At 39.9% G+C, this 18,018-nt stretch carries 17 protein-coding genes and 2 rRNA genes (1 of these 19 only partly in view); 13 read left to right on the top strand and 6 right to left on the bottom strand.

Annotated elements, in window-relative coordinates; all coding sequences use genetic code 11:
- Both EL121_RS05780 and rrf read left to right on the top strand, forming a co-directional pair.
- A 23S ribosomal RNA gene (locus EL121_RS05780) occupies positions 1 to 1,592 on the top strand (it extends 1,308 nt beyond the left edge of the window).
- 152 nt (positions 1,593 to 1,744) lie between these two features.
- A 5S ribosomal RNA gene (rrf, locus tag EL121_RS05775) occupies positions 1,745 to 1,860 on the top strand.
- Between the two features lie 175 nt (positions 1,861 to 2,035).
- On the opposite strand, the gene EL121_RS05770 is transcribed toward rrf, so the two are convergent.
- The 6 genes from EL121_RS05770 to fkpA form a co-directional block, all read right to left on the bottom strand.
- Positions 2,036 to 2,881, bottom strand: a complete 846-nt coding sequence (locus EL121_RS05770) for a glycosyltransferase family 8 protein (RefSeq protein WP_039198333.1) — start codon at positions 2,879 to 2,881, stop codon at positions 2,036 to 2,038.
- Complete coding sequence (tusB, locus tag EL121_RS05765; protein ID WP_039198331.1) at positions 2,882 to 3,148, bottom strand: sulfurtransferase complex subunit TusB; 267 nt, start codon at positions 3,146 to 3,148, stop codon at positions 2,882 to 2,884.
- Between the two features lie 12 nt (positions 3,149 to 3,160).
- Positions 3,161 to 3,535: a sulfurtransferase complex subunit TusC gene (tusC, locus tag EL121_RS05760; protein WP_039198329.1), complete on the bottom strand. Its 375-nt coding sequence runs from the start codon at positions 3,533 to 3,535 to the stop codon at positions 3,161 to 3,163.
- Complete coding sequence (gene tusD, locus EL121_RS05755; RefSeq protein WP_039198327.1) at positions 3,535 to 3,912, bottom strand: sulfurtransferase complex subunit TusD; 378 nt, start codon at positions 3,910 to 3,912, stop codon at positions 3,535 to 3,537. The genes tusC and tusD overlap by 1 nt, the downstream gene beginning before the upstream one ends.
- Complete coding sequence (locus tag EL121_RS05750; protein ID WP_015674180.1) at positions 3,912 to 4,571, bottom strand: helix-turn-helix transcriptional regulator; 660 nt, start codon at positions 4,569 to 4,571, stop codon at positions 3,912 to 3,914. The genes tusD and EL121_RS05750 overlap by 1 nt, the downstream gene beginning before the upstream one ends.
- Before the next feature lie 112 nt (positions 4,572 to 4,683).
- Positions 4,684 to 5,412, bottom strand: coding sequence for an FKBP-type peptidyl-prolyl cis-trans isomerase (gene fkpA, locus EL121_RS05745; RefSeq protein WP_039198326.1), 729 nt, complete (start codon positions 5,410 to 5,412; stop codon positions 4,684 to 4,686).
- Between the two features lie 83 nt (positions 5,413 to 5,495).
- Here fkpA and EL121_RS05740 point away from each other — a divergent pair, with 83 nt between their 5' ends.
- The 11 genes from EL121_RS05740 to EL121_RS05690 all read left to right on the top strand — a co-directional run bounded on the left by EL121_RS05740 (position 5,496) and on the right by EL121_RS05690 (position 17,979).
- Positions 5,496 to 5,717 (top strand): SlyX family protein, encoded by a 222-nt coding sequence (locus EL121_RS05740; RefSeq protein WP_039198324.1) that lies wholly within the window; start codon positions 5,496 to 5,498, stop codon positions 5,715 to 5,717.
- Between the two features lie 67 nt (positions 5,718 to 5,784).
- Complete coding sequence (locus tag EL121_RS05735; RefSeq protein ID WP_039198321.1) at positions 5,785 to 6,492, top strand: thiol:disulfide interchange protein DsbA/DsbL; 708 nt, start codon at positions 5,785 to 5,787, stop codon at positions 6,490 to 6,492.
- A complete protein-coding gene (gene mtnN, locus EL121_RS05730) occupies positions 6,492 to 7,190 on the top strand; it encodes a 5'-methylthioadenosine/S-adenosylhomocysteine nucleosidase (RefSeq protein ID WP_039198319.1) in 699 nt (232 codons plus the stop codon). The genes EL121_RS05735 and mtnN overlap by 1 nt, the downstream gene beginning before the upstream one ends.
- A gap of 175 nt (positions 7,191 to 7,365) precedes the next feature.
- Positions 7,366 to 8,697, top strand: coding sequence for a 30S ribosomal protein S12 methylthiotransferase RimO (rimO, locus tag EL121_RS05725; RefSeq protein ID WP_039198317.1), 1,332 nt, complete (start codon positions 7,366 to 7,368; stop codon positions 8,695 to 8,697).
- An 18-nt stretch (positions 8,698 to 8,715) separates the two neighbouring features.
- Complete coding sequence (locus EL121_RS05720; RefSeq protein ID WP_039198315.1) at positions 8,716 to 10,764, top strand: UDP-glucose:protein N-beta-glucosyltransferase; 2,049 nt, start codon at positions 8,716 to 8,718, stop codon at positions 10,762 to 10,764.
- Positions 10,765 to 10,936: 172 nt separating this feature from the next.
- Positions 10,937 to 11,137, top strand: coding sequence for a glycine zipper 2TM domain-containing protein (locus EL121_RS05715; protein ID WP_039198313.1), 201 nt, complete (start codon positions 10,937 to 10,939; stop codon positions 11,135 to 11,137).
- 144 nt (positions 11,138 to 11,281) lie between these two features.
- Positions 11,282 to 12,043: a DeoR/GlpR family DNA-binding transcription regulator gene (locus EL121_RS05710; RefSeq protein WP_039198311.1), complete on the top strand. Its 762-nt coding sequence runs from the start codon at positions 11,282 to 11,284 to the stop codon at positions 12,041 to 12,043.
- A gap of 119 nt (positions 12,044 to 12,162) precedes the next feature.
- On the top strand, positions 12,163 to 13,995 hold the full coding sequence (gene glmS, locus EL121_RS05705) for a glutamine--fructose-6-phosphate transaminase (isomerizing) (protein WP_039198309.1): 1,833 nt from the start codon (positions 12,163 to 12,165) through the stop codon (positions 13,993 to 13,995).
- A gap of 341 nt (positions 13,996 to 14,336) precedes the next feature.
- A complete protein-coding gene (locus tag EL121_RS05700) occupies positions 14,337 to 16,229 on the top strand; it encodes a PTS mannitol transporter subunit IICBA (RefSeq protein WP_039198305.1) in 1,893 nt (630 codons plus the stop codon).
- An 86-nt stretch (positions 16,230 to 16,315) separates the two neighbouring features.
- Positions 16,316 to 17,455, top strand: coding sequence for a mannitol-1-phosphate 5-dehydrogenase (locus EL121_RS05695; protein WP_039198304.1), 1,140 nt, complete (start codon positions 16,316 to 16,318; stop codon positions 17,453 to 17,455).
- Entirely contained in the window at positions 17,455 to 17,979 is a 525-nt protein-coding gene (locus tag EL121_RS05690) for an MltR family transcriptional regulator (protein WP_005621712.1), read from the top strand. The genes EL121_RS05695 and EL121_RS05690 overlap by 1 nt, the downstream gene beginning before the upstream one ends.
- The last annotated feature ends 39 nt before the right edge of the window (positions 17,980 to 18,018 follow it).

The following is an 18,018-nucleotide window of genomic DNA, read 5'->3' as shown; positions in this document are numbered from 1 at the left end:
GGGTTCCTGTCCAACGTTAATCGGGGCAGGGTGAGTCGGCCCCTAAGGCGAGGCTGAAAAGCGTAGTCGATGGGAAACGGGTTAATATTCCCGTACTTGGTATAACTGCGATGTGGGGACGGAGAAGGTTAGGTTATCAGACTGTTGGATGTCTGTTTAAGCCGGTAGGTGGGAATTTTAGGCAAATCCGGAATTCCGTTAACACCGAGAAGTGATGACGAGTCTCTACGGAGATGAAGTAACCGATACCACGCTTCCAGGAAAAGCCACTAAGCTTCAGGTTATACTAAACCGTACTATAAACCGACACAGGTGGTCAGGTAGAGAATACTCAGGCGCTTGAGAGAACTCGGGTGAAGGAACTAGGCAAAATAGCACCGTAACTTCGGGAGAAGGTGCGCCGGCGTAGATTGTAGAGATTTACTCTCGAAGGTTGAACCGGTCGAAGATACCAGCTGGCTGCAACTGTTTATTAAAAACACAGCACTCTGCAAACACGAAAGTGGACGTATAGGGTGTGATGCCTGCCCGGTGCTGGAAGGTTAATTGATGGTGTTATCGAAAGAGAAGCTCCTGATCGAAGCCCCAGTAAACGGCGGCCGTAACTATAACGGTCCTAAGGTAGCGAAATTCCTTGTCGGGTAAGTTCCGACCTGCACGAATGGCATAATGATGGCCAGGCTGTCTCCACCCGAGACTCAGTGAAATTGAAATCGCCGTGAAGATGCGGTGTACCCGCGGCTAGACGGAAAGACCCCGTGAACCTTTACTATAGCTTGACACTGAACATTGAATTTTGATGTGTAGGATAGGTGGGAGCCTTTGAAGCAGTCACGCCAGTGATTGTGGAGGCGTCCTTGAAATACCACCCTTTAACGTTTGATGTTCTAACGAAGATTGCGGAACGCGGTCTCGGACAGTGTCTGGTGGGTAGTTTGACTGGGGCGGTCTCCTCCCAAAGAGTAACGGAGGAGCACGAAGGTTTGCTAATCACGGTCGGACATCGTGAGGTTAGTGCAATGGTATAAGCAAGCTTAACTGCGAGACAGACAAGTCGAGCAGGTGCGAAAGCAGGTCATAGTGATCCGGTGGTTCTGAATGGAAGGGCCATCGCTCAACGGATAAAAGGTACTCCGGGGATAACAGGCTGATACCGCCCAAGAGTTCATATCGACGGCGGTGTTTGGCACCTCGATGTCGGCTCATCACATCCTGGGGCTGAAGTAGGTCCCAAGGGTATGGCTGTTCGCCATTTAAAGTGGTACGCGAGCTGGGTTTAGAACGTCGTGAGACAGTTCGGTCCCTATCTGCCGTGGGCGTTGGAGAATTGAGAGGGGCTGCTCCTAGTACGAGAGGACCGGAGTGGACGCATCACTGGTGTTCCAGTTGTCTCGCCAGAGGCATTGCTGGGTAGCTACATGCGGAAGAGATAAGTGCTGAAAGCATCTAAGCACGAAACTTGCCTCAAGATGAGTTCTCCCAGTCTATAAGACTGTAAGGGTTGTTGGAGACTACGACGTAGATAGGTCTGGTGTGTAAGTGGTGTGAGCCATTGAGCTAACGGATACTAATTGCCCGAGAGGCTTAACTATACAACGCTCAAGTGTTTTTGGGCATGAAGACTAAAGACTAGAAAATCAGTAACAGCTTGTTTCGAATTTAAAGTGCGAATAAAAAGCAGATAAAGAACAAAGAAAAAGATAGATAAAGACGAAGGCGATAGCCGAAGTCATCGACAGAATATTCTGGCGACCAGAGTGCTGTGGCTCTACCTGATTCCATTCCGAACTCAGAAGTAAAACGCAGTAACGCCGATGGTAGTGTGGGGTTTCCCCATGTGAGAGTAGGGCATCGCCAGATTGAATTTAGGGACCCTGTGGTTAGCGATAACCACGGGGTTTTTGCTTTTGGCTTCTTCAAACAGCCTCCACCGCCGTAATTTGCAAAACAGCAGAGAAATTTGACCGCTTGTTTAGGATAAAAAAACGGCTAGAAATTAATTTCTAGCCGTTTCCTTATATAAGCTGCATCTATATTATTTGTTGATATGATGATCAATAATTTCTGACCATGTAAGGCGATAAGCTTTCCAGTATTGTTGTTCTGCGTGGTATTGATTTTGACATATCGGTGTCCAAGGTTTGGCTAATCCTGTGTAATGAATAAGTATCGGTGGCTGATTACCGATATTCATAATTTCATCGTAAATATCTAGGCGATTACTTTCAATTAAATAATAGCTTGAACCAAATTGATAATTATATTTTTTGGCTAACGGGAAGTATTGATTCTGTAGCACTAAATTTAAAATATCCTGATCGGCTAAGTCAGAACCACTTTGCTGATAAGTCAGAATTGCATTTTCCAATCTCTGATCTATATCAGCGGTTTCTCGCCATTTTTTATTATTAAACAATAATACTCCGGCATTAAAATATTGCTCTATATGTGGGAAAAACTTATGGTAGAAGAAACCGCTATTAATTAAAAAATCCGGCGAGGCTGCAGCTAAGTAATTTGTCAGATCTTGTTGGTATAGTGATAACAGAGAGCCATTTGCAATTATGTCACAATCGAGATAAAGCACTTTATCTTGAGGAATAAGTTGAGGAATTAAACAACGGTAGTAGCTTGCTTCGGAAACATACTGCATTGTTTTTAAATGAGAAAAATTTACCTGTTCAACTTTTATATCAGTGATGTAGCAATTTATCTTGTTCAATTCTAGATTAAGCGAATAAAACCACTGTTCTGAAAAATCTTTATTGATGAGATAAAAGTGTATGTCTTTATCAAAAAAGCAAATAGATTTGATTAGGGTAATTATTTGTTCTGCGTAGTTACGATCCGCAGCAAAAGCAATATGCATTGTAGCGGTCATTTAAAGGGCTACCTGTGGATGAAAAGTTTCACTAACCTTGACGAATTCGGTAAGCGAAATGGATTTAAATTTTGTGTTTAATCCTCTAGCTTCGAGATCGTTGGCTAATATAAATAAATGGGATATTTGTGAAAAAAGTTGAGGATATTTAACTGCTAACAAGACACCGTCTTGCCATAAGACTACGGCATCATTTGCCGTAATTTGAGCGAGTATTTGGTTTAGTTCAGTTAACTCATATTGTGCTTTAGAAAATGTATAAAGCATAGGGATTCCTTATTAGAACGTTAGTACCTTTTCAGCTTGCGCAAGAATGGCAAACAGCTCTGTTTGGGGGATGATATTTGCGTTAGGTAAAATCCATTCGGCATTGCTTAATGCTCTTTGGTTGATAGACTCTTCACAAATAAAACATTCGGTTAAATCATATAGCTCAATTAATTTAAAAGTTGAGATATGATCTTTCTGTACGATAATATTCGGCTGCTGCTGTGCTAATAGATTGAATATACCGTCATTTAAAAAGCAAATAGCGATTTCATCTTCGGCACAAAAAGCGCTGGCAGCAAGTAAAGCATCTAAGCCTTCGCGACTGGTTGCCGTTCCAAAAGGCGGTTGAGTAAAAAGGAATGCAAGTTTATATTTTTTCATCATTAAAAGGTTAATAGTCTGTCTGCTTTGAGTACCGCTTGGCTAAATTCACCAAGTCCTGCCAGTATAAAACCTTCGGCAAGATTCGTTTGCTGGGTTTTACTGGTTTGATGATCCACAACTCCCCGTCTTTGTGCAGCAGAAATACAGAGGTGTAAGGGTAAACCGTGTAATTTTGCGAGGTGTTGCCATTTTTCTAATAAGTTTATTTCATCACTTGCAGGGTTTACTAAAGCATTTGCATTGCTGATACCGTCTTGAAAGAAAAATACTTGTTTAATGTTATGTTCTGCAGCTAATAATGCTTCAGCAACTTGATAAGCTAAATATGCCCCTTGTGCACCGTAAACAGGCGATTTTATCGCAAGTACATAATCCATTATTCGTTATCCTGTTTAATTTGTCGGATATAAAGGTAAACGGTATGGCGAGAAATATTTAATCGATCAGCTACTTGATTGATCGCATCTTTGATATCAAAAATGCCTTTCTCATATAACGATACAACAATATGGCGATTTTTATTGTTATTAGCAACATTACGATCCGCCATGGTTTCTTCAATCGTATGTTCGATAGTTTGAGCAACTAAATCTTCCACAGAACTCGCAAAATTAACCGCTGTGTCTTCGTCATCTTGTAGCGGTGCGATAAAGGCGCTTAAAAATTGCGATGCCGGCACATCTAAATTGATATTAATGCAGATAAAACCAATAACGTGTTGTTTACTATTACGGATCGCAACCGTGACGGATTTCATTAATACACCGCCTTTAGAGCGTGTAAAATAAGGCTTAGATACGCTATCCGTTTTCATTTGATGTAACGATTTAAGCGCTTTATCGGTCAGAGGCGAGCCGATTTTGCGATCGGTATTGTGTCCGTTTGCGATATAGATTGCAGAATTTTCAAGAAATTCTAACGAGTGTAATACGATCTCGCAGTGTTCGCCGATTAAGGCGGCAATACCGTCTACAATCGGAAAGTAAGAGGCTAAAATCGCATGATCTTCTTCAGTAAAAGTTTGGAATTTTTTCATAATATTGAGGGACTTATTTTGCTTCTTTTGTGGAATAATTTTAGAAAGACCCAAAAAGCAAGCGGTCTAATTTGCAAAAAATTCTACAAATTAGACCGCTTAGATTCAAGGGTTATTTTTTCGCTTCAGCCGCTTTGAAATCTAATAATTCGATTTCAAATTTTAAGGTTGAACTTGCTGGAATTTTACCCGCTTGACGTTCACCGTATCCTAACTGAGGTGGTAATACGATTTCCATTTTTCCGCCTTTTTTCAGCATTGGAATCGCTTCAATCCAACCCGGAATTAATTGATTTAATTGGAATTCAATTGGTTCACCGCGGTCGTATGAGCTATCGAACACCGTACCGTCTGTTAAGGTACCTTTATAGTGTACTTTTACGGTATCTTCAGCTTTTGGTGATTCGCCTGTACCGGCTTTTTCAATTTTGTAGAGTAAGCCAGAAGCTGTTTTTTTCACGCCGGCTTTTTTCTCGTATTCAGCACGGAATTTGTTACCAGCTTCGATTGTCGCTTTACTTTTTTCTGCAGCAATTTTGCTTTCTTGGCTTGCAAGATAAGTATCAAGTGCTTTTAATTGTTTTTGTAAATCTTCATCGGTTAATTTACCGGTTTTTTTAATCGTATCTTGTACACCGGCTAAAATTTTATCTTGGTTATAAGAGAAAATTTCTTTTTGCGATGCAACAACGCCCTCAATGTTTTTTCCCATTAATACGCCGACTGCGTATGAAGACTCGTCTATAAATTTTTGATCCGCTTTTTGTTCCGCAAAGGTCGCTTGTGATGCTGCAAATACGCTCGCTGCGACTGCAAGTACAGAAAGTTTGCTTTTTAACATAGATTTTCCTTATAAATAATTGTTAAAAGAAAGATAGATAGGGTAAAGTGTATTCCTTGATTAGACAACCTTTTTTATCAAAAATGACAACAGAACTCGATTTTTTACAACGTATAGCCGAATTAGAAACAAAAGTTGCTTTCCAAGAAGTGACGATAGAAGAGCTGAATCAAGCATTAGTTCATCATCAATTTGCTTTGGATAAACTTCAAACCCAAGTTCGCCACTTTGCAGAAAAATTGCAAGGCGTTCAGTCTAGTAATGTTGCTTCATTAGCGGAAGAAACACCCCCGCCGCATTATTAGGTTATGAACTTATTCATTAGTTCGGATTCTAATCGCACATAGTTTTTATGAGGTAATGTTACTGAGTATGTTATTTAAGAATTTAGTGAAGTGGAGTGTTGGTTTAGCGATATCTATCTTGGCATTAACTGTTTTTGCTTCTTCTGTACAAGCGGTCGAAAATCTGCAAAAAAATGCAAAAAACGAATCGCTTTTTAAAGATGGAAAAGACTATTACTCTTATAAAAAGCCAATAAATATCGACTTACCTAAAGATGGTCGCATATTAATTCAATATTTCTTTAAATATGATTGTGCCATTTGTTTAAATGCTAATGACTATTTGAAACAGTATGCCGAACAACATAAAGATAAAGTCGTATTACAACGTTCGCCTGCTTATGAAAAAGGTGATTCTTTTACAGGTCAAATGCATGCGACTTTTATGGTAATCGGACGTGAGGATTTGAGCGAGCTTTATTTATTTGATAGTGTAGGGCGCAAAGAGCATGTCAGTTTAGTTAAAAGTGATGCGGCAGTGACGCAATGGCTAGCTTCAAAGGGTTTGGATGCTAGCGCATTTAATAAATTGTTTTATTCGGAAGAAGTTAAGCAACGAATGGAACAAGAGAAAGCCTTGTTTAACTTATATAATCCGCCGTATGTACCGATTGCCGTATTAAACGGCAAATACATTTTGTTACAAAATACTTTGTACAATGACGATTATACTTACGGTGTATTAGATTTTTTAATTGAGAAACTACAACAAGAACGAAAAGAGGATAAAAAATAATGAAATTAAAAATTGGAATTATCGGCGCAATGCCGCAAGAAGTTGAAATTTTACGTAATTTAATGGTTGAAGCGAAAGTAACGGAAATAGCGGGTTGTAAAATTTATGACGGTAAAATTAATAATACGCGAGTGGCGTTATTACAATCCGGTATTGGTAAAGTCGCTGCGGCAGTCGGCACAACCTTATTACTTGAATTAGCGAAGCCGGATATGATTATTAATACGGGATCAGCAGGTGGTTTGGATCCAAAATTAAATGTCGGGGATATCGTGATTTCAACGGAAGTACGCCATCACGATGTTGATGTGACCGCATTCGGTTATGAGAAAGGACAATTGCCGGCGAATCCAGCTGCATTTGTTCCAAATGAACAGTTAATGAATGTTGCGATTAAAGAAACGGAAAAAGCCGGTTTTAATGCGGTTTCCGGTTTAATTTGTAGCGGTGACTTATTTGTGAATGGTGCGGAAAAAATTGCGCAAATTCGTGAACACTTCCCAAGTGTTGCCGCGGTGGAAATGGAAGCAGCAGCAATTGCACAAGTTTGCCATGCGTTTGAAGTACCTTTCGTGATTGTTCGTGCGATTTCAGATGTCGCAGATAAAGAATCTCACCTTTCTTTTGATGAATTCTTACCACTGGCGGCGGAGAAATCATCGGAAATTGTTCTTGCTATGTTAAATAGCATTGCCTAATCAGTAATAGATAAGCGGTCGGAATTTGGCTAAATTTTGCAAAAAAACGCAAAAATTCGACCGCTTATTATCGCTATTCTATTGTAAGTTTTGTACAATATTCCGCCATTTGCCTACGCGAATTTGTAGGTCTTTTTTTATTTATTGATTACCTAATTATATTTTTGAGAAATTTATGAGTACTACACCAAATATTGGTTTTATCAGCCTTGGCTGCCCTAAAAATCTAGTTGATTCTGAGCGTATTTTGACGGAATTACGTACAGACGGTTATAACATTATTCCGAGTTATGAAAATGCGGATTTAGTAATTGTTAACACTTGTGGCTTTATCGACAGTGCGGTGCAAGAGTCTCTAGAAGCGATCGGCGAAGCATTGCAAGAAAATGGTAAAGTGATTGTTACCGGCTGTTTAGGCGCAAAAGAAAACCAAATTCGTGAAGTGCATCCGAAAGTATTAGAAATCACTGGGCCGCATAGCTACGAAGCGGTTATGCAGCATGTACATAAATATGTACCGCGCCCGGAACGCAATATTTATACCAGTCTGGTACCGGCGCAAGGGGTAAAACTTACACCTAAACATTATGCTTATTTAAAGATTTCGGAAGGTTGTGACCACCGTTGTACTTTCTGTATCATCCCTTCGATGCGCGGTGATTTAGATAGCCGTCCGATCGTTCAGGTGTTAGATGAGGCTAAACGTCTCGCTGACTCGGGGGTGAAAGAGTTATTAATTGTTTCACAAGATACATCTGCTTATGCGTTAGATCAGTCAAAAGAGAATCAAAACAAGACAGTTTTCTGGAATGGTGCGCCAATTAAAAATAATTTAATTACTTTATGCGAGCAGTTAGGAACTTTAGGCATTTGGGTTCGTCTACATTATGTCTATCCGTATCCGCATGTAGATGATTTAATTCCGTTAATGGCTCAAGGTAAAATTTTGCCGTATTTGGATATTCCGTTACAACACGCAAGCCCGAAAGTATTGAAGGCGATGAAACGTCCCGGTTCTATTGAGCGTACGTTGGAGCGTATAAAAAAATGGCGCGAGATCTGTCCGGAATTAACGCTTCGCTCAACCTTTATTGTTGGTTTCCCTGGCGAGACAGAAGAAGATTTCCAAATGTTATTGGATTTCTTAGAGGAAGCACAATTAGATCGTGTTGGTTGCTTTAAATTTAGCCCGGTAGAAGGTGCGGTAGCAACCGAAATGGCGGATCAAGTGCCGGAAGATGTGAAAGAAGAACGTTTCCACCGTTTTATGCAAGTTCAACAGCGTATTTCAGCAGCACGTTTACAACAAAAAGTGGGTAAGACACTTGCAGTAATTGTTGATGAGATTGACGAAGAAGGCATTATCGGTCGTTCAATGGCGGATGCCCCGGAAATTGACGGCGTAGTATATGTAGATAATATTTCGAATCAAGATGTAAAAGTTGGTAAGATTATCTCAGTAACAATTACTAATGCTGACGAATATGATTTGTGGGGAACTTGTTAATTTTTTAGGACAACTCGTATGGAACACAGTAAAAAACCTAATTTAGCACTATTTGAAGCTGCTGTAGCAGCGAAAAAATATGAAGAATCTTGTACCGAATTACTTGAGATTTTAGCGAAACTTGATAGTAATTTTGGTGGAATTCAAGATATTGATTTTGAATTCCCTACCCAATTAAAGGATCTTGAACAAGAGAAGACCGTTTATTTCTGTACTCGTTTAGCGAATGCAGTAAGTACGCTTTTTTCTGATCCTGGATTAGAAATTTCAGTAGAAGGTGCACAGCGCTTTTTAGCGTTCCAACGTTGGTTGTCCCTTGTTTTTGCAAGTTCTCCGTATGTTAATGCGGATCATGTATTACAAACTTATAATCGTAATCCAAACCGTGAAAATAGTTTAGATATTCACTTAGAAGCAACGAAAGGGGCATTAATTAAATTCTGTATTTTATATTTGCCGGAATCAAACGTTAATTTAAACCTTGATGCGGCATGGAATGCAGATCCTGAACTTTGTGCTTCGCTTTGTTTTGCTTTACAGTCACCTCGATTTATTGGTACGCCAGTAGCTTTCTCAAAACGTGGAGCGATTTTACAGTGGTTCCCTACTCGTTTAGCACAACTACAAAACTTAAATAATGTACCAAGTGCCGTTTCGCATGATGTTTATATGCACTGTAGCTATGATATTGCGCCAAATAAACATGATGTAAAAAAAGCATTAAATCAAGTCATTCGTCGCCATATTGAAACCGAATATGGGTGGAAAGATCGTGATGTGACCAAAATCGGTTATCGTAATGGCAAACCGGTAATGGTTGTATTGCTTGAGCATTTCCATTCTGCACACTCAATTTATCGTACGCACTCTACTTCAATGATTGCGGCTCGTGAGCATTTCCACCTCATCGGTTTAGGTAATGCATCGGTTGACCAAGCGGGTAGAGACGTATTCGATGAGTTCCATCTGGTCGATGGTAATAATATGAAAGACAAATTAGAGTTTATTCGCTCAATTTGTGAAACAAACGGCGCGTTAGTCTTCTATATGCCGAGCATCGGTATGGACTTAGCAACGATTTTTGCAAGTAATACACGTTTAGCACCGGTACAAGTGATTGCTTTAGGTCACCCGGCTACGACCCATTCCGACTTTATTGAATATGTGATTGTAGAAGATGATTATGTCGGTTCGGAAGAATGCTTCAGCGAAACGTTATTACGTTTACCGAAAGATGCATTGCCGTATGTTCCGTCTGCATTAGCGCCTGAAAAAGTAGATTATTTATTACGTGAGAATCCGGAAGTCGTAAATATCGGTATTGCTTCAACGACAATGAAGTTAAACCCATATTTCTTAGAAGCATTAAGAGCAATTCGCGATCGTGCTAAAGTGAAAGTACATTTCCATTTTGCTTTAGGTCAATCAAACGGTGTAACTCATCCGTATGTAGAACGCTTTATTAAATCTTACTTAGGTGATTCGGCAACGGCCCATCCTCATTCGCCTTATCATCAATATCTCAGTATTTTGCATAACTGCGATATGATGGTAAATCCATTCCCGTTTGGTAATACCAACGGTATTATCGATATGGTAACGTTAGGTTTAGTGGGCGTATGTAAGACAGGGCCGGAAGTTCATGAACATATTGACGAAGGCTTGTTTAAGCGTTTAGGTTTACCTGAGTGGCTTATCGCTAATTCGGTAGATGAATATGTTGAACGAGCAGTGCGCTTAGCGGAAAATCATCAAGAGCGTTTAGAATTACGTCGTCACATTATTGAGAATAACGGTTTAAATACGTTATTTACTGGCGACCCTCGTCCAATGGGACGTATTTTATTAACGAAAGCGATGGAATGGGCTGATCAAAATAATGTTTCTTTAGAAGTGAACAGTATCGTTGAGGAACCTAAAGCGAAAGCTAAGGCATCAAGAAAAACCAAAGCTACGACTTCTTCAACAACGAAGACAAAAACGGTAACTAAAGCCAAAAAAGAGACGGCTAAAAAGGATATTCAGTCAAAAGCAGCTGTTAAAAAAGTAAAGAAAACTGATAAATAATTTAAACAGTTTGTTTTAAAAGCACCGAATTTTCGGTGCTTTTTATTTGTGTAATTTCTGGTCAGATGAGTTTTGATTTTCGAACCTTTTAATATGAATTAAGTCTTATGGAAGACAAATCGTTATATAGACAATTTGTGATAGTTTTAACCTTTAGAATAAGGAATTAAGAATGAAATTTATGGTAAAAGTACTTGCGGTTGCAGTATTGGCTACAACTGTTTCAGCGTGTAACGGCTTGACCAAATCACAACGTAATACGGCGCTCGGTGCTGCAGTTGGTGGGGTTGCCGGTAATATAATTGGAAACTCTACCGGTGCAACTTTAGGTGGTGCTGCTTTAGGTGGCGTTATCGGTAGTCAAATTAAATAATTCTTCAAATAAGACCAGTTGATTATAAATTAGCTGGTCTTATTTTTTGTACAAAAAGTTGCATAAATAAAATTATCTAATATAATTCGCACGTTTTGAAACGAAATTTAAATATTCAATATCGAAACTTTTCATGAGGAAAGTATGTCAAAGAGAAATACGCAGCAACGTCGCCACCTAATTGTAAAAATGGTACAAGAACAAGGAGAGGTGAGTGTTGAAACATTGGCAGGTTTCTTCGAAACGTCTGAAGTGACGATTCGTAAGGATTTAACCGCTTTAGAAGAAAGCGGTTTGTTATTACGTCGTTATGGTGGTGCGGTAAAAATTCCATCAGAAATGATTGAAGATAGCAACGAGCAACTTTCAAAACAAAAATTAGCAATTGCGAATGAAGCGGTAAAACATATTCGAGATCATAATCGGATTATCATTGATAGCGGAAGTACAACCGGGGCGATGGTAAAAGCGTTGTATCAGACAGGCTTGGTGATTATGACGAATTCATTGGCATTAGCAACCGAATTAACCATGCTTGATAATGAACCTACGGTGTTAATGACCGGCGGTACTTGGGATACGCGTTCTGATTCATTCCAAGGTAAAGTTGCCGAGCAAGTACTACGTTCTTATGATTTTGACCAACTGTTTATTGGCGCAGACGGTCTCGATTTAGTACGCGGTACTACAACATTTAATGAGCTCGTAGGCTTGAGTCAAGTAATGGCTGAGGTTTCTCGAGAAGTTATCGTCTTAATTGAGTCTCAAAAGATTGGACGTAAAATGCCGAATCTTGAACTTGAATGGAAAGCTGTGAATAAATTGATCACTGATGCCGATATTGATGAAGAGATTAAAAAGGCAATCGAATCACATGGTGTAGAGGTGATTGTGGCTCGTGATTAATGAACGAGTATGAACGAGTAATAAAAGGTTTATATTTTGATAAAGTTAGTACATCAAAATCACTCCCTATTACACCCATTACCCAATTATTTTTTTAACTTTAACATAGGAAAGACATTATGTGCGGAATTGTAGGTGCAGTAGCACAACGCGACGTAGCTGACATTTTAGTAGATGGTTTACACCGCTTAGAGTATCGTGGTTACGACTCTGCGGGTGTTGCAGTACTAAACGAAGAACATAATATGCAAATTGTTCGTCGTGTAGGTAAAGTAAAAGCATTGGACGATGCGATTTCTGCAAACCCATTAATCGGTGGTACAGGTATTGCTCACACTCGTTGGGCAACTCACGGTGAACCATCTGAAACCAATGCTCACCCACATCGCAGTGGTAAAATTGCAGTAGTACATAACGGTATCATTGAAAACTACGAAGAATTAAAAGTGGTTTTACAAGAGCGTGGTTATGTATTCCAGTCGCAAACTGACACTGAAGTAATTGCTCACTTAGTTGAGTGGGAACTCCGCACATCAAGTTCTTTATTAGAAGCGGTTCAAAAAACAGTAGTTCAATTACGTGGTGCATACGGTACAGTAGTAATGAATCAAGATGATCCGTCTCGTTTAATCGTTGCACGTTCTGGTAGCCCATTAGTTATCGGTTATGGTGTGGGCGAAAACTTCTTAGCATCAGACCCATTAGCATTATTAAGCGTAACTCGTCGTTTTGCTTACCTTGAAGAAGGTGATGTAGCGGAAATTACTCGTCATACTGTGGATATCTATAGCCGTGACGGTCAAAAAGTTGAACGTGAAATTCACGAAGGTAACTTCGAAGCGGATGCTGCAGATAAAGGTCCATACCGTCACTATATGCAGAAAGAAATTTTCGAACAACCAGTAGCAATCATGAATACCTTAGACGGTCGTATCGAAAACGGTAAAGTGAAAATTGATGCAATTGGTCCGAATGCGGCAGAGATTTTATCGAAAGTTGAACACGTGCAAATCGTAGCTTGTGGTACTTCTTACAATGCAGGTATGGTTGCTCGTTACTGGTTTGAAGCTATCGCTGGCGTGAGCTGTGACGTTGAAATCGCGTCTGAGTTCCGTTACCGTAAATTCGTAACTCGTCCGAATAGTTTATTAATTACGCTTTCACAATCAGGTGAAACAGCGGACACATTAGCGGCATTACGTTTAGCGAAAGAATCTGGCTATATGTCTGCAATGACGATTTGTAACGTAGCAAGTTCTTCACTTGTTCGTGAGTCTGATTTCGCATTTATGACGAAAGCGGGTGTTGAAATCGGTGTTGCATCGACTAAAGCATTTACGACTCAGTTAACTTGTATGCTTCTTTTAAATGTGGCGATCGGTCGCTTAAAAGGCACGGTATCTGAAGAACAAGAACACCACATCGTTCAAGCATTACAACGTTTACCTGCGCAAATTGAAAGTGCGTTAGTGTTTGATAAAGCAATTGAGAAATTATCTGAAGACTTCGCAGATAAACACCATACTTTATTCTTAGGTCGTGGTGAGTACTATCCGATTGCAATGGAATCTGCATTAAAATTAAAAGAGATTTCATACATCCACGCAGAAGCGTATGCAGCAGGTGAATTAAAACACGGTCCGTTAGCATTAATCGACAGCGAAATGCCGGTAGTGGTAGTAGCGCCGGAAAATGATTTACTTGAAAAAGTGAAATCAAATATCGAAGAAGTGCGTGCACGTGGCGGTCAATTATATGTATTCGCAGATCACGAAGCAGGCTTTGAAGAAACAACTGGTTTCAAAACGATTGTGTTACCACGTGTTGATGAAGTTACGGCACCAATTTTCTACACAGTGCCGTTACAATTACTTTCATACCACATCGCATTAATTAAAGGTACGGACGTTGACCAACCTCGTAACCTTGCGAAAGCGGTAACTGTTGAGTAATCAATAAATTGCAATCAAGCCTTTGAGTGAAAGCTCAAAGGCTTTTTTCTTTTTCAAGCGGTTAAATTTTAGGATTTTTTTGCAAATAAGCGACTTGAGTCACTTGCAAAAAAATTGTGAAATTAGACCGCTTGTTTGTTGAAATTGTGATGTAGATCACGGTTTTAAAAAGTGTATTTATATAAATGTGATCTGGTTCACACTTTTCAAAAATTAAGAAAAAATTTAATGTGATCGCGTTCACAAATTCAATAGAAACATTTTGGTAACTTTAAGAACAGGTGCTAATTTATGCACAGATTTTAATCCCTTTTTCTCTACACTGTTGTTCAGGAGCAGTTATGTCTAATCTTAAAGTTAAAGTCCAAAGTTTTGGGCGTTTCTTATCAAATATGGTGATGCCGAATATCGGGGCTTTCATCGCCTGGGGTTTTATTACCGCATTATTTATTCCTACCGGTTGGTTGCCGAATGAGAGTTTAGGTAAACTTGTCGGCCCGATGATTACCTATTTATTACCGCTATTAATCGGTTATAGCGGTGGTCGTTTAGCTGGCGGTGAACGTGGTGCGGTAGTTGGTGCGATTACTACCATGGGTATCATTGTCGGTTCTGAAATTCCAATGTTCTTAGGTGCAATGATTGTTGGTCCACTTGGCGGCTGGGCAATCAAAACATTCGATAAAGCAATCGAAGGGAAAGTGAAAAGCGGTTTTGAGATGTTAGTGAATAACTTCTCAGCCGGTATTATCGGTATGTTATTAGCGCTACTGTCATTTAGCTTTATCGGTGGTGTTGTTACTTCGCTTTCAGACTTATTAGCTGCGGGTGTAAGAGCGTTAGTGGATGCTAACTTACTTGCGTTAACATCGGTGATTGTTGAGCCAGCGAAAATTTTATTCTTAAATAATGCAATCAACCACGGTATCTTCTCGCCGCTTGGTATTCAAGAATCTTCAGAATTAGGTAAATCAATCTTCTTCTTAATTGAAGCGAACCCGGGCCCAGGTTTAGGTATTTTGATTGCCTATATGTTATTCGGTAAAGGTTCAGCAAAAAATACCGCAAGTTCTGCATCAATCATTCACTTCTTCGGCGGTATTCACGAAATTTACTTCCCGTATGTATTAATGAATCCTCGTTTAATCCTTGCAGTAATTGCGGGTGGTGCAACAGGCGTATTAACTAATACATTATTAGGCGGCGGTTTAGTTTCACCGGCTTCTCCGGGTTCAATCATTGCGGTATTAGCAATGACACCGGCGGGCGCGCACTTAGCGGTTATCGCTTCTGTGATTCTTTCATGTGTAGTTACTTTCGTGATTGCATCCGTATTACTCAAAATGCAAAAAGAAGAGGCGTCTGATGATGCGTTAGAAAGTGCACAAGCGGAAATGGCGGCAATGAAAGCACAAAGCAAAGGCGGTGCTGTTGCGGCGGATGCAGCGGTTGCAGGCGATTTCAGCAATGTACGTAAAATTTATGTGTCTTGTGATGCGGGCATGGGTTCAAGCGCAATGGGTGCAAGTATGTTACGCAAAAAAGTACAAGCGGCAGGTTTAAATGTCGAAGTACAAAACGTAGCAATTAATGATTTACCACAAGACGCTCAATTAGTGGTAACCCACAAAGACTTAACTGCACGTGCGCAAAAACAAGTACCGACCGCACAACATTTATCACTTAATAACTTCTTAGACGGCGTTTTCTATGACGGTTTAGTGGCAAAACTTACTGCAAACAGTACAGACAAAGTGATTCCGGTTGAAGTTGTGCCGCAAGTGGCAACTGAACGTGGCGGTTTAAATGTGACCGAGGATCAAATCTTCTTAAATCTAACTGCACGTACCAAAGAAGAGGCGATTCAATTTGCCGGTGAACAACTTGTAAAATTAGGTTTTGCTGAAGCGGATTATGTACCGGCAATGTTTGAACGTGAACAACAAGTTTCAACTTACTTAGGTGAGGGTATTGCGGTTCCGCACGGTACGATTGCGGCAAAAGATAAAGTATTAAAAACCGGTATCGTATTCTGCCAATATCGTGAAGGCGTGCGTTTTACTGACGAAGAAGATGGTGTGGCGAAATTAGTTATCGGTATTGCGGCACGTAATAACGAACACATCCAAGTCGTAAGTGCGATCACTAATGCGTTAGATGATGAGAAAACCATGGAAATTCTCACCTTAACCGATGATCCGCAAAAAGTATTACGCTTATTAAAAGGCGAATAATTTAGTTCCCCCGCGCAAGTGGGGGATTTTTCGCTTGCAAGCGGTCAAATTTTTCAAATATTTTACAAATTAAAGAGGAACATAGAATGAACGCATTACATTTTGGTGCAGGTAATATCGGTCGTGGCTTTATCGGTAAATTATTGGCGGATTCAGGTGTTTTCGTCACCTTTGCCGACATCAATCAAACTCAGATTGATCAAATTAACCAAAACAAACAATACGGCGTAAAAATTGTAGGTGATGCAAGCCGTGTTGAAGTGGTAAAAAATATTGCGGCGATCAACTCAAAAGATGAAGCGGCAGTTATCGAACAAGTGAAAAGCGTTGAACTGATTACTACTGCGGTTGGCCCGAATGTATTAGGCTTTATTGCACCATTATTTGCTAAAGCGTTAGCGGCACGTTTAGAAGCGGGTAACACCCAACCGTTGAATATTATTGCTTGTGAAAATATGGTGCGTGGTACGAGTTTCTTTAAAGCAAAAATCTTTGAAAATTTAACCGCTTCTCAACAAGCGGAAATTGAAAAATTTGTCGGTTTTGTGGATTCGGCAGTCGATAGAATCGTACCGCCGGCGGAATTAAACGAAGCGGATCCGTTAGAAGTGACGGTAGAAGAGTTTAGCGAATGGATTGTGGATAAAACCCAGTTCAAAGGTCAAATTCCGGATATTAAAGGTATGGAATTAACCGATAATTTAATGGCATTTGTAGAGCGTAAACTATTCACTTTAAATACTGGTCATTTAATTTCTGCCTATTTAGGTAAACAAGCCGGTGTGAAATGGATTAAAGAAGCGATTGCCATCGACAGCGTGAAAGCGGCAGTGAAAGCGACGATGGAAGAAAGCGGTGAGGTATTAATTAAACGTTATAGTTTTGACCCGCAAGCGCACGCTGCTTATATCGAAAAAATCTTAAAACGTTTTGCTAATCCGTACTTAAATGATGATGTAAACCGTGTCGGTCGTGAGCCGATTCGTAAACTTAGCCCGAACGATCGTTTAATTAAACCGCTCTTAGGCACGTTAGAATACGGCTTACCGCATAAAAACCTCGTCAATGGTGTGGTAATGGCTCTACAATATCGTAATGAAGAAGACCCGCAAGCGGTCGAATTAGCACAATTTATTGCAGATAACGGAGTAGCCGCAGCAGTTGAGAAATATACCGGTTTAACAAACCAAGAAGTCATTGATCAAGTTGTTGCGTTATATAACTAATGCCATATTCAGATAATTTTATCGAACAGTTAAGCGAGGTAAGCTCATTACGAGGTTTCCTCGCTCTGGCGACCAATCAATTCGCCCAAAATGTTGATCGTCTGATTCAGCGCGTCTTTCGTAAAGCGGATTTTGCCTTGAAATCGGTGGTGGATTCTTTATTTGAGTATCAAGGACCATTAGCGGAGTTACCTGTTCGTCTAAAATTATTGCTCGGTTTAGGTGTTGTCTCTGCTGAGGTGTTTGAAGATATTACGTTGTTTATCGAATTAAAACAGCATCTCAGTGATGAAGTGGAGGAATTACCCTTTTCCCATCCGGCAATTGTACAGTTTGCCAAAGACTTACACCATATTGATCTCGCACCGGCGGCAGAGATGTTAAAGCATCAGCCGGTTGGTGATAATAAAGATTCAATGTTGTTTCAAATGCAGCAGATTCGTTTAGAGCGGATAATGCGTTCTAGCCTGATTCTTGCTATTACTGAAATTAACGAAAAGCTGAATGTAGAAAGTCCATTGTAGTATGATGATTTTTCTGAATGAAAAGCCGGAGATTTGATT

The organism is Actinobacillus equuli (assembly GCF_900636745.1).
Lineage (GTDB): Bacteria > Pseudomonadota > Gammaproteobacteria > Enterobacterales > Pasteurellaceae > Actinobacillus > Actinobacillus equuli.
This window is presented reverse-complemented; position numbering and strand designations above follow the sequence as displayed.

Excerpts from the sequence above, each read along its gene's own strand:
- EL121_RS05695 (WP_039198304.1), top strand. The coding sequence starts at position 16,316 with ATGAACGCATTACATTTTGGTGCAGGTAATATCGGTCGTGGCTTTATC.
- EL121_RS05715 (WP_039198313.1), top strand. The coding sequence starts at position 10,937 with ATGAAATTTATGGTAAAAGTACTTGCGGTTGCAGTATTGGCTACAACT.
- glmS (WP_039198309.1), top strand. The coding sequence starts at position 12,163 with ATGTGCGGAATTGTAGGTGCAGTAGCACAACGCGACGTAGCTGACATT.
- tusB (WP_039198331.1), bottom strand. The coding sequence starts at position 3,148 with ATGCTTTATACATTTTCTAAAGCACAATATGAGTTAACTGAACTAAAC.
- EL121_RS05720 (WP_039198315.1), top strand. The coding sequence starts at position 8,716 with ATGGAACACAGTAAAAAACCTAATTTAGCACTATTTGAAGCTGCTGTA.
- tusD (WP_039198327.1), bottom strand. The coding sequence starts at position 3,912 with ATGGATTATGTACTTGCGATAAAATCGCCTGTTTACGGTGCACAAGGG.
- EL121_RS05690 (WP_005621712.1), top strand. The coding sequence starts at position 17,455 with ATGCCATATTCAGATAATTTTATCGAACAGTTAAGCGAGGTAAGCTCA.
- tusC (WP_039198329.1), bottom strand. The coding sequence starts at position 3,535 with ATGATGAAAAAATATAAACTTGCATTCCTTTTTACTCAACCGCCTTTT.
- mtnN (WP_039198319.1), top strand. The coding sequence starts at position 6,492 with ATGAAATTAAAAATTGGAATTATCGGCGCAATGCCGCAAGAAGTTGAA.
- EL121_RS05750 (WP_015674180.1), bottom strand. The coding sequence starts at position 4,571 with ATGAAAAAATTCCAAACTTTTACTGAAGAAGATCATGCGATTTTAGCC.
- EL121_RS05710 (WP_039198311.1), top strand. The coding sequence starts at position 11,282 with ATGTCAAAGAGAAATACGCAGCAACGTCGCCACCTAATTGTAAAAATG.
- EL121_RS05770 (WP_039198333.1), bottom strand. The coding sequence starts at position 2,881 with ATGACCGCTACAATGCATATTGCTTTTGCTGCGGATCGTAACTACGCA.
- fkpA (WP_039198326.1), bottom strand. The coding sequence starts at position 5,412 with ATGTTAAAAAGCAAACTTTCTGTACTTGCAGTCGCAGCGAGCGTATTT.
- EL121_RS05735 (WP_039198321.1), top strand. The coding sequence starts at position 5,785 with ATGTTATTTAAGAATTTAGTGAAGTGGAGTGTTGGTTTAGCGATATCT.
- EL121_RS05700 (WP_039198305.1), top strand. The coding sequence starts at position 14,337 with ATGTCTAATCTTAAAGTTAAAGTCCAAAGTTTTGGGCGTTTCTTATCA.
- EL121_RS05740 (WP_039198324.1), top strand. The coding sequence starts at position 5,496 with ATGACAACAGAACTCGATTTTTTACAACGTATAGCCGAATTAGAAACA.
- rimO (WP_039198317.1), top strand. The coding sequence starts at position 7,366 with ATGAGTACTACACCAAATATTGGTTTTATCAGCCTTGGCTGCCCTAAA.